The following is an 11,111-nucleotide window of genomic DNA, read 5'->3' as shown; positions in this document are numbered from 1 at the left end:
CATGTGTTAAGCATACCGCCAGCGTTCGTCCTGAGCCAGGATCAAACTCTCAATAAAAGTTTATCGTTAGCCTTTCGGCTTCTTGATCTGGTTCATGTGATGATTTTTTTGAAGTGTTCATCCCACTTGCGTTTTTTATCCTTTGCTGATTTGCATCAGCTGGAATTTCAGGTTTTATGGTACTATTCTCTTTTCTATGACCCTTTTTTCTTTCATTAGTTTTAATGAAGAAATTCATCTGCCGTCGTTGACAGCTTGTATATGATACAATATCTTGCAGGCTGTTGTCAAGCACTTTTTAACTTTTTTCAAAACCTTTTTTTAAAGCTTTTACTCAAAATTAACCGTGCCTTATCGCTGACGACTTGACATAGTTTATCAGCTTTTTTATGAACTGTCAATAGGATATCTGAACTTTTTTATAAAAAAAACGAAATCCGTGAGGATTTCGCTTCTAAATGACTTATTAAAGGTTATTCCGCCAGCTTTGTTTCTTTGATTTCCATGCCTAATACCTTTGACACAGACTTATAAACAATGAAGGTGATAAGGGCATTGACGCCTGTTTTGATGAGATTAAACGGAATAATGACCGGGATAAGCATTGCCATAACCGCTTCAATCGGGGTCCCCATGAACAGCGGGGTAAAGATCAGGTTCCAGATAACCATTGTGATGGTCATTGCAAGTGCTCCAAAGAACAAACCGACAATGGCGCCCTTACGTGTACGGTGCTTCTTGTAAATATTACCTGCTACCAGAACAAAACTTCCGGTTGCAAAGAAATGCATCATAATTCCAATAAAACCACTGGCTGAGCTTACGGTCAGCCCCTGCAAAACACAAACAACTGCCGTTAAAACCAGACCGCCTAACGGACCAAACATAAATGTACCGATCAAAATGGGGATATCTGCCGGATCATACTCTAAAAACGGAGCTGCCGGAAAGATAGGAAAATGAATCAGGTAGACCAATAGTATCGACATCGCTGCCAATACCGCCATTTGGGTGATCGTCTTCGTTTTGACGTTCATGATGATACCTCCTGTGGGTCTGTCAGGTCGCATTAAAATAGCCCCTAGGTCTGTATAACCTAAGGGCTCAATACTAAGCGCATCAACTGTGCTAATTTCTTTCATCCGGACTATACCGTTGGTTCTGGATTCTAACCAGCTCGGCCTTTCGGCTCGTAGACTTATTGCTTTTACACACATCACTACCAGTGAGGAATTACACCTCGCCCTGAAACAGACATATCATTTAATTTTCTGTATACATTATAGCGCCATTCAATACGATTGTCAAGCGGCTTGAACACTTTATCGCTATGAAAACATATTTTTTTTAAAAAGTATGATTGCTACCAAGGCTGTTAATATTGCAACGATAATGATCACTGCGCCAAAATTGGCAAAAGGCAGTCCTGAAACGTTCATTCCATAAAAGCTCGAAACCATTGTCGGTATGGCCATCAAGATGGTGATAGACGTTAAAACCTTCATTACAATGTTTAGATTATTTGAAATGATGGATGCGAAGGCGTCCATCGTGCCGCTCAAAATGTTACTGTAGATATTGGACATTTCGATGGCCTGTTCGACCTCAATGAGAACATCCTCTAACAGCTCACGGTCATCTTCATAGAGTTTGATGACACGTCCGCGCTGCAGCTTTTCCAGTACGGACTGGTTTGCTTTTAAAGAAGTAGAAAAGAATACCAAACTTTTTTCCAGATCCAGCAGCTGAATAAGCTCTTTGTTCTTCATCGAGCGGTGCAGCTCTTTTTCAATTTCGGTGCTCATGCGGTTAATATGCCTCAGGTAAACCAAAAAGCGGGTCGCAACGCGGTAGAGCATCTGAAAAATAAACCGGGTTTTCAGATTTGTGAAGACATGCTTCACCCTGCCCTTTGCAAAATCATCAATAATGGTATTGCTTTGCAGGCAAACGGTTATGATGTTTTCATGGGTTTCGATAATCCCAACCGGTATGGTGCTGTATAAAACCATCTGTGAGGTTTTATCAACAATGGGAACGTCGATGGTTATTAAAGCCTGATTCATATCCTCATCAAGCTCGACACGTGAGATTTCTTCTTCATCCAGTGCGGCGCGAAGAAAATCTTCCTCTACATTTAATTGATCTGAAATTGACAGCAGCTCTTCCTCTGTAGGATCTACCATGTTAATCCATGCGTGTTTTTCAATTTCATCAATTTCTACAATTTTTCCATCAATGGTTTTGTAAATATTGATCATCCTGACCTCCTCGTTAGGAAGCGGCCAAAATATGTACTGATATTATGACCGCTTGATTATTTAATTTTATTAAGCGCTTCTCTCCAGGGTCTGCGTCCATAATATCACTCCTTTTTATATCTTAAAGGGTTTACCACAAAGAAAAAACCTTCACTTAGAATATGAAGGTACTTCTCAGGATTGTGCCCTCTACCTACTATACGTGTTCGGGAGAATAATGTCAATCTTTTTTTATTTTTACTATCGTTAATCTTGTGTTAAAATAGAACAGAGTTGGGTAGAAATCTCCTGGAGGTGACACATATTTTGAAAGTAAAGAGAAAGCTCCCCCTTTTAATGATTTTGTTAGTGGTGATACCGCTTTTAATATTATCTTCCATTATAAGCATTTATATGTCAAGAAGCTCCCTGGAGATGCGCAAGCAGTCCCTGTCGGATGTTTCTGAATCAATCGCCAACTATTTGGAAGAGTTCTATAAAACACAGATGGATGATCTGGAATTCACAGCGCAGATTCCCGCTTTCGCCGAGAGTCTGAGCGATCCCTCAAATCCTGTGCTTCTGGAGCCCGCGCAGCAGCTTTTAAATATCAGCGCCAAAACAAACAGTGTTGTCAATCGCAATTCGATCATCGACCTGTCGGGAAATGTTATCGCTTCATCTGATCCCAACTATCAGGGGACCAACGTACGGGATTCCAGTATGTTCAAGACACTGATCGAACAGAATAAAAATTCTTATAATGAAGTAGTCGACACATCGGCCAACGCCAATAAATGCCTTTCGCTGGCGATTAAGATTTACGACTCTTCTCAAAGGCCCATTGGCATTTTGAACCGAAACGTCAGTATTGGAAGCATCAACCAGCAGATCAGCCAGCGCAAGGTGGGTGACAGCGGCTATGTTTATATTCTGGACTCCAAGGCCAAGCAGCTTTCTACGATTATGGAAGAAGGGCTCTCCTCCGAAGAGAGCCAGGAAAACGCGCTCAACGATGACGCTGATCTGAAAAAGTTTATCTCTGATGTTGAAAACAACCGTTTAAAGAGTGACACCGGATTCTTTACCTATAATTATGATGGCACTCCCGTTATTGCCAGCTATGAAAAGATCCCAACCTCGGGCTGGGTGGTGGTTGTCTGTATGACTCAAACGGAGGTCTTTAAAGAGGCCAACACCCTGCAGACCATGCTGCTGCTCACAACGCTGACCATCACGCTGGTCGCTTTATTGATTGGAATCCAGCTTGCCAAAACCATCACGAACCCGCTCACCTATCTGACTGAAAAAATCAAGCAGATTCAGCATGAAAATTTTTCCGTGCGCTGTGAAATCCCTGGGGATGACGAATTTCACGAGCTGGCTGACAACATCAACCAGATGACCGAAACCCTGGAAGTCAGCAAGCACGAGCTGGTGAAAACCAACGAGCTCTTAAAGAAATCGGCTTATATTGACGGCCTGACCAATATCCCGAACCGTAAGTCCATCTATCACACGATGGATACCTTGTTCAGAAAATACAATAATCAGGCGCTTTTCCTTTTTGATCTTAATGGCTTTAAAGCCATTAACGACACCTTTGGACATCATATGGGTGATGCCGCGCTCAATGCGGTCGCCAAGATTTTGAAGGGCGTTGCCAGCGACAATATCTTCCCCGCACGTTTGGGCGGAGATGAGTTTCTGGTGTTTATCAACAACTATTCGAATCCAAAGGATGTTGTGGATTTAGCGGAAAGTATTCTGCGCAATATCGAAAATATTAAAAATCTGAGGGAACACCCGGTCAATCTCTCTGCGAGTCTGGGTATTACCTTTCTCAAGGACGAGACCATCAACCGCAGTCAGTGGATACGCCAGGCCGACGAGGCGATGTACGATGCCAAGCATGACGAATCGTCCGCCTATGCCATTTATGAAAAAGAATTTGATCTGTTTCACGAAGATTGAGCTGTGGTACCCATAAAGATCCTTAAAAATCGCTCCCAGGGCGATTTTTAAGGATCTTTGTCGTTTTTCAGGCATTCTTAAAACAAATATATTTATTTTTACTTTTTTCTCCTTTTTTGTTTAAACCAAAATTTTGCCGGGTAAGTAATTAACCGTAAACCAAAAGAACATTTTTTAGGAGGTGTTTCTCACATGAATAAACCAAGTTCGCAAAGCACTGGACCTAAAAAGACCCTGACCTTGTTTGGCTTCTTTGCCATTACTGCTTCAATGGTTATGACGGTCTATGAATATCCAACCTTTGCATCATCTGGTTTCCAGCTTGTATTTTTCTTATTACTTGGTGGATTTTTATGGTTCATTCCTGTTGCTCTCTGTGCCGCTGAAATGGCGACGGTAGACGGCTGGCAGGACGGTGGTATTTTTGCCTGGGTCGGAAATACACTTGGTGAACGATGGGGTTTCGCGGCAATCTTTTTTCAATGGTTCCAAATAACCGTCGGCTTTGTCACCATGATTTATTTCATACTCGGCGCATTCTCGTATGTGTTTGACTTCCCTGCACTCAGCAGTAATCCAACCATACAGTTTATTGGCGTATTAGTCGTCTTCTGGGCTTTGACCTTCTCTCAGCTCGGCGGAACCAAATACACCGCGATTATCTCAAAGGTCGGCCTGATCGTCGGGATCATTATTCCGGCTGTTATTCTTTTCGGTCTGGCGATTGCATACTTTACAACCGGCGGTCCGCTGAATGTCGAAATCAGCGCAAAAGCATTTATTCCTGATTTTTCTAAGATCAATACGCTGGTAATCTTCGCTTCATTCGTCCTGGCCTTTATGGGGGTTGAAGCCTCGGCTTCCCATGTCAATGAGCTCCAGAATGCCAACAAGAACTATCCGCTGGCCATGTTTATGCTGGTTATTATGGCCATTATATTAAACACCATCGGCGGTATGGCTGTCGCAGCTTCTGTTCCGGCAAGCGAATTGAGCATGAACTCTGGTGTTGTCCAGGCCTTTGCCGCACTGATGAATCATGTTAATCCACATCTTGGATGGCTGGTTAAAATCATTGCCTGCATGATCGCTGTCGGCGTTATGGGTGAAGTAAGCGCCTGGGTTGTCGGTCCGTCAAGAGGCCTTTACACAACCGCACAAAAGGGTATCTTACCTGGCGTCTTCAAAAAAGTCAACAAACACAATGTTCCTGTTCCACTCATTATGGTACAGGGTGTCATCGTTACGATCTGGGCAGCAGTGCTGACCTTTGGCGGCGGCGGCGCGAACATTTCATTCTTAACGGCAATCTCACTGACCGTTGTGCTTTATCTGGTCGGTTATATTCTCTTCTTTATCGGCTACTTTGTTCTGGTCTACAAACACAAAGACCTCAAACGCGCTTATCAGGTACCTGGCGGTACAGTCGGTAAAACCATTCTGGCAGGCATCGGCCTGATTATGTCTGTTGCTACCTTTATTATTTCTTTCTTCCCACCATCTCAGCTTGCAGCGACAAACGATGGAAAATATGAAACCGTTCTGATGATCAGCTTTATTTTAGCTGTTATCGTACCATTTATCATCTACGCACTGCATGATAAGAAGGGTAAGAAAATCAAAGAACCTCAGCATGTTACCATGGCGGACCGACCAGGTCACTTCAACTTTATCAGTCTGAGAGGCCGTGGTGAACATCATATCAACCCTGATCCTGAAGATTACATGAATCAGGATACGGCGCCCGTTGCAGATCCGGCTCAGGAAGCCGCGGCAGCAGCGCAAACCGAACACCCGGACAAGCTGTCCACAAAAAAATAATTTAATCCCATGCTGTGTCGTCAATATTTATTGGCTTGACATAAATATATTTAACTTATACATTTTAGGAGGTAATCAAAATGTTATATTCAAAAGATGATCAGGACAAATTAAAGGACCGTTATTTAACCCCAATCTTTGGCACTGAAGCCAGTGATGAACCTTTACCAAAATACAAACTTCGCAAGGATCCCGTAGAACCGGAAGTCGCCTATCGCTTAATTAAAGATGACTTACTCGACGAAGGGAGCGCAAGACTGAACCTTTCAACCTTCTGCCAGACCTACATGGAACCAGAAGCTACAAAGATCATGGCCGAAACCCTTGAAAAAAACGCGATTGATAAATCTGAGTATCCTCAGACAACAGAACTTGAAAACCGCTGTGTTAATATGATTGCTGATCTGTGGCATGCACCGGATAATGAAAAATTCTTAGGCACCTCTACCGTAGGTTCTTCCGAAGCTTGTATGCTCGGTGGTATGGCGATGAAATTCAGATGGCGTAATAACGCGATCAAACAGGGCTTAGACGTTAAGGCTAAGAAACCAAACCTGGTTATTTCCTCTGGCTATCAGGTATGCTGGGAAAAATTCTGTGTGTACTGGGACATCGAAATGCGACTCGTGCCATTGGACGAACAGCATATGAGCATGAACATGGACACAGTCATGGACTTTGTCGATGAGTATACCATCGGTATCGTTGGGATCATGGGCATTACCTACACCGGTAAATTCGATGACATCAAGGCTCTGGACGCTTTAGTCGAAGACTACAACCAGAAAAACCCTAAATTCCCAATCTATATCCATGTTGACGGTGCTTCCGGCGGTATGTTCGCCCCATTCATCGAACCTGACCTGGAATGGGATTTCCGACTGAAAAATGTTGTATCCATCAATACCTCCGGTCATAAATATGGCCTGGTCTATCCTGGTATCGGCTGGGTATTATGGAGAGATGAAAAATGGTTACCGAAGGAATTAATCTTCAGCGTCAGCTACCTGGGCGGCAGCTTACCAACCATGGCCATCAACTTCTCCCGTTCTGCAAGCCAGATTATCGGACAGTATTACAACTTCTTACGCTACGGCTATGAAGGCTACAAGAAAATCCACGAAAGAACCAGAGACGTTGCCATGTACATCTCTAAAGAACTGGAAAAAACCGGCTTATTTGAAATCTACAACGATGGCTCCAACTTACCGATCGTCTGCTGGAAGATGAAAAAAGACGCGAACAAAGAATGGAACTTATATGACCTTGCAGACCGTATCCGTATGAAGGGCTGGCAGGTACCGGCTTATCCACTGCCGGAAAACTTACAGGACGACATTATCCAGAGAGTCGTTGTCCGTGCGGACTTAAGCGAACAGCTTGGCGTTCTGCTCATGGAAGACATGAACCGTGCGATCAAGGAACTGGACGAAGCACACATTCTGCCACACGGCGGCGACCAGGTTAACGACAAGGGCGTATATGGTTTTACCCACTAATAAAAACATCAAAATCTGTTGATGTTTTCCTCTCCTAACCAATAGAACAGGAGTGTCTCCTATCCTCTCCTGTAATCCACAGCATCCCGTATCGTCACGATACGGGATGTTTTTTAATGGCCCGCGCATTGTTGTTTGGGCGCTGTTATGGTATAGTTAGTAGCAGACGCTGGCGCTTAAGCCCAGCGTCATTTCACAGCACCAAAGGAGTAAAATCATGATACAGGACATTGAACCTTACCGGCTGGCAAACGAATACGAACCCACGCCGCCGGAAAAGGATGCTTATATTTTGTGGTATAAGGATAATGACATTCTTCTCAGACACAGTGATGAAGCCATCTCCTTCCCCCGTTTTTCTGACATTCCGCCGGATATGGCCGGGCGCTATGCCTATCTCTTCTCTGTCGGCGGAGATACTTTTTATCTTTCCGAAGCCCCTGAGGCTGCTTTCGGCGAGGATTTTTACCTTGAAAGCATGCAGGCCCTGCGCCGCACAAGCCCCCGTTACCTGACCTACGCCGGGCTGGTGGGCTACCAGCTTTACAACTGGTACCGGAACCGCCGTTTCTGCGGGCGCTGTGGTGCTCCCATGAAGCCTGCCGCCAATGAGCGCATGCTCTACTGTCCGGAATGCGGCAATCTGGAGTACCCCAAAATCTCTCCTGCCGTTATCGTCGCGGTAATGGACGGCGACCGTATCCTCATGTCCAAATACGCCGGGCGGGCCTTTAAAAAATATGCCCTGCTGGCCGGCTTTGCCGAAATCGGCGAAACCATCGAGGAAACCGTTAAGCGCGAGGTGATGGAGGAGGTCGGCCTTAAGGTGAAGAATATCCGTTATTATAAAAGCCAGCCCTGGCCCTTTTCGGACTCGCTCCTGTTCGGTTTCTTTGCAGACCTGGACGGCAACGACACCATCACCCTGGATGAAAATGAACTGGCTGTCGCCAAATGGTTCACGCGGGAGGAAATGCCTGTCGAGGCCGACGGCTTCAGCCTCACCAATGAAATGATGATGCAGTTTAAAAACGGCCTTTGTTAAAAGGCTTCTTCGCATAAAAAAGCAACCCGTATCGCCATGGTACGGGTTGCTTTTGGTTTAAACCAGAAACCGGATGTGCTCCGGATTTTTATCCCTTAAAAAATCAAAGGCCTGCTTGATGGTGTTCTGGATCATATCGCCGTCCAGGTCCATCAGCCGGAAGAGTGTTTTCACAAAGTAAAAGCACATCTGGTCTTTTTCAAATTCGATTTCGCGTTCATAATAATTGATGAACAGTTCTTTTCGGGAACCAAACTCAGCCATTGCAATGACATCCAAGTCCTCGTCTGTATAGGATTTGTTTAAAAAATCCAGGCAGGAGCGGTTGAGCGTTTTGGTGATGGACAGGCGTCCGCCATTGTCTACGTTCTTAACCAGCACCTCGTAATACAGAAGAGCGTTGTGGGGGGCAGATAAAATTGCATTGTAGTACAGTACCAGTGCAAAGCAGTACTTGGTGTAAAGGTTCAAATCCTTTTCTGACGCTTCCGAAACATAATCATAAAGCGCCATAAAAAAGGTATTGTAAATATCAGAAATCATATCATCTTTTTTCTTAAAATAATAGGTGATTGTTCCCAGCTTTACATTAGCATAATCCGCTATATCCTGGATACCTGTTTTATTATAGCCATTTTCATAAAAAAGCTGCTTGGCTGCATTAATAATGTTCTGTTTGGTGAGCGTCCCTTTTTTTGATTTAGCTACCATTAACAGTTCCTTTCTCGTTAATTTGGGGTGGGGTTTTTACTGAAAAAATTATTTATTCACTATCAAAATTGGATAATGACTTTATTATACTATATTTCACCAAAAAGTCTATTAAAAAATATAAAAGTCTTTATTTTACGAGACTTTTTCATACTTTTTATACCAGGACCGCTCATCCCGCTGCCAACCGGAGCCCGAATCCGGCGCCGCTCCAATAAAAAACGGCATCTCCCGGGGAGATGCCATTTTTCAGATTCTGCTTTATTTCATGAGCAGCTCATCGCTTTCCAGGAGGTTGGCGTGAGGTTCCTTGCCGAACGCCTCCCGTACCTTCTCAACGTCGTCCTCATCAATTTTGAAAATGATGATGGCGTTGGAGGTGTTCTGCGGCAGAAAGGAGTAAGCATACTCGATGTTGATACCGCCCTCTGTCAGCAGCTCGACCATGTCGCTCATTCCGCCCGGACGATCCGGAATCTCAACCGCCATGACATTCGTCTCGTTTGCCATGATATGCGCCTCTCTGAGCGCTTCCAGTCCTTTATCCGTGTTCTGTAAAATCAGACGGACCACGCCGTAGTCAGCGGTTTCCGCTATGGTTAAGGAACGGATATTTACATCTTCGGCCTTTAGTACCTTGAGCATTTCACTCAGACGGCCTTCACTGTTTTGTATAAATACAGATACCTGTCGAATCATATTCTGCCTCCTGTGTCTCTGTTTTTCTGTTTAAACAACGTCCATGTTCACGTCTGCGTAGGTGGCCATATCGCGGTTCATGGCGACTGCGGCGTCCAGCAGATAGAAAGCCAGCGCGGCCCCGCTGCCTTCGCCTAAACGCATATCCATGTGTAAAAACGGTGCAAAATTTAACAGCTCTGAGCCAAATTTTGCGCCCTTTTCATCCGAAGCGTGCGAGCAGATCAGGTAATCCTTGACCTCAGGTTTCAAAGCGATGGCAATGGCCGCGGACGCGGTGGAGATATAGCCGTCGACAACCACCGGTACATGGCTGGCAGCGCCTGCGAGCATAACGCCTGTCATCGCGGCGATTTCCAGGCCGCCGACCTTTGCCATGATATCAACGGGATCGTTTTTATCCGGCTGGTTTAACGCGATGGCGTCGCGGATTACCTGTGCCTTGTTCTTGGTCAGGTCTTCGGAAAGGTTGGCGCCAACACCGGTGATTTCCTCTGGATCAACACCGCCCAAAACAGCGAAGATCGCAGTGCTCGGGGTCGTGTTGCCAATGCCCATCTCGCCGGTTCCCAGAACCCTATAACCCTTGCCGATGGCTTCATTAGCGGCTTCAATGCCGATTTCCAGGGCTTTGACCGCTTCTTCGCGGGTCATTGCGGGTTCCTTGCGCATATTGGCGGTACCGCGGCGGATTTTCTTATCCACGGCGTCACAGTCTGCCGGAAGGTCTGGAATCATGCCCACATCATAGACAAAAACATCGGCGCCTGCCAGGCGGCTGAGCACGCCGACACCGGTTCTGTAGGCCGCGATCATCGGGGTCATCAGCTCGGTGAATACCTGCGGCGCGGCAGACACGCCTTCGTCGCAAACGCCGTGGTCGCCGGCAAAGCAGAGCACTGCTTTTTTCTTAATGTCTGGGATTACCTCTCCGGTAATAGCAGAAAGCTGCTCGGCGATATTTTCCAGAACGCCCAGGCTCCCTACGGGTTTCAAAAGGATGTCAATACGTTCTCTCGACTGCTTCTTGGCCGCTTCGTCAATTTTCTGGATTTTATCCAGAGTTTCCTGTAATAAACTCATTTTATTTGCCTCTCAAGTAAATTTCTTTTTCTAATATAG

The 11,111-nt window shown here is 45.2% G+C and carries 9 protein-coding genes and 1 riboswitch; of the genes, 4 read left to right on the top strand and 5 right to left on the bottom strand.

What is annotated here, in order from left to right; genetic code table 11:
* Window positions 1–473: 473 nt before the first annotated feature.
* Window positions 474–1,037, bottom strand: coding sequence for an ECF transporter S component (locus tag I2B62_RS07980; RefSeq protein ID WP_195268445.1), 564 nt, complete (start codon window positions 1,035–1,037; stop codon window positions 474–476).
* A gap of 89 nt (window positions 1,038–1,126) precedes the next feature.
* Window positions 1,127–1,257, bottom strand: a riboswitch (FMN riboswitch).
* A gap of 71 nt (window positions 1,258–1,328) precedes the next feature.
* Entirely contained in the window at window positions 1,329–2,261 is a 933-nt protein-coding gene (locus I2B62_RS07975) for a magnesium transporter CorA family protein (RefSeq protein ID WP_195268444.1), read from the bottom strand.
* Between the two features lie 393 nt (window positions 2,262–2,654).
* Here I2B62_RS07975 and I2B62_RS07970 point away from each other — a divergent pair, with 393 nt between their 5' ends.
* From I2B62_RS07970 to nudC, 4 genes are all read left to right on the top strand, one after another.
* The gene (locus I2B62_RS07970) at window positions 2,655–4,214 is read left to right on the top strand and encodes a GGDEF domain-containing protein (RefSeq protein ID WP_195268443.1); all 1,560 of its coding nucleotides are present in this window, start codon (window positions 2,655–2,657) and stop codon (window positions 4,212–4,214) included.
* 192 nt (window positions 4,215–4,406) lie between these two features.
* Window positions 4,407–6,035: a glutamate:gamma-aminobutyrate antiporter gene (gene gadC, locus I2B62_RS07965; RefSeq protein ID WP_195268442.1), complete on the top strand. Its 1,629-nt coding sequence runs from the start codon at window positions 4,407–4,409 to the stop codon at window positions 6,033–6,035.
* A gap of 80 nt (window positions 6,036–6,115) precedes the next feature.
* Window positions 6,116–7,534 carry a glutamate decarboxylase gene (locus tag I2B62_RS07960; protein ID WP_195268441.1) on the top strand — a complete coding sequence of 473 codons (1,419 nt, stop codon included), beginning with the start codon at window positions 6,116–6,118 and terminating at the stop codon, window positions 7,532–7,534.
* A gap of 217 nt (window positions 7,535–7,751) precedes the next feature.
* Entirely contained in the window at window positions 7,752–8,579 is an 828-nt protein-coding gene (nudC, locus tag I2B62_RS07955) for an NAD(+) diphosphatase (RefSeq protein WP_195268440.1), read from the top strand.
* 57 nt (window positions 8,580–8,636) lie between these two features.
* Here the strand turns inward: nudC and I2B62_RS07950 are convergent, their stop codons facing one another.
* From I2B62_RS07950 to cobT, 3 genes are all read right to left on the bottom strand, one after another.
* A complete protein-coding gene (locus I2B62_RS07950) occupies window positions 8,637–9,290 on the bottom strand; it encodes a TetR/AcrR family transcriptional regulator (RefSeq protein WP_195268439.1) in 654 nt (217 codons plus the stop codon).
* Window positions 9,291–9,551: 261 nt separating this feature from the next.
* Window positions 9,552–9,989: an ACT domain-containing protein gene (locus tag I2B62_RS07945; protein WP_195268438.1), complete on the bottom strand. Its 438-nt coding sequence runs from the start codon at window positions 9,987–9,989 to the stop codon at window positions 9,552–9,554.
* A 30-nt stretch (window positions 9,990–10,019) separates the two neighbouring features.
* Window positions 10,020–11,072 carry a nicotinate-nucleotide--dimethylbenzimidazole phosphoribosyltransferase gene (gene cobT / locus I2B62_RS07940; protein WP_195268437.1) on the bottom strand — a complete coding sequence of 351 codons (1,053 nt, stop codon included), beginning with the start codon at window positions 11,070–11,072 and terminating at the stop codon, window positions 10,020–10,022.
* Window positions 11,073–11,111 lie beyond the last annotated feature (39 nt).

Origin of the sequence: Eubacterium sp. 1001713B170207_170306_E7, from assembly GCF_015547515.1 — a bacterium.
In the GTDB taxonomy this organism is placed as follows: Bacteria; Bacillota; Clostridia; order Eubacteriales; family Eubacteriaceae; genus Eubacterium.
This window is presented reverse-complemented; position numbering and strand designations above follow the sequence as displayed.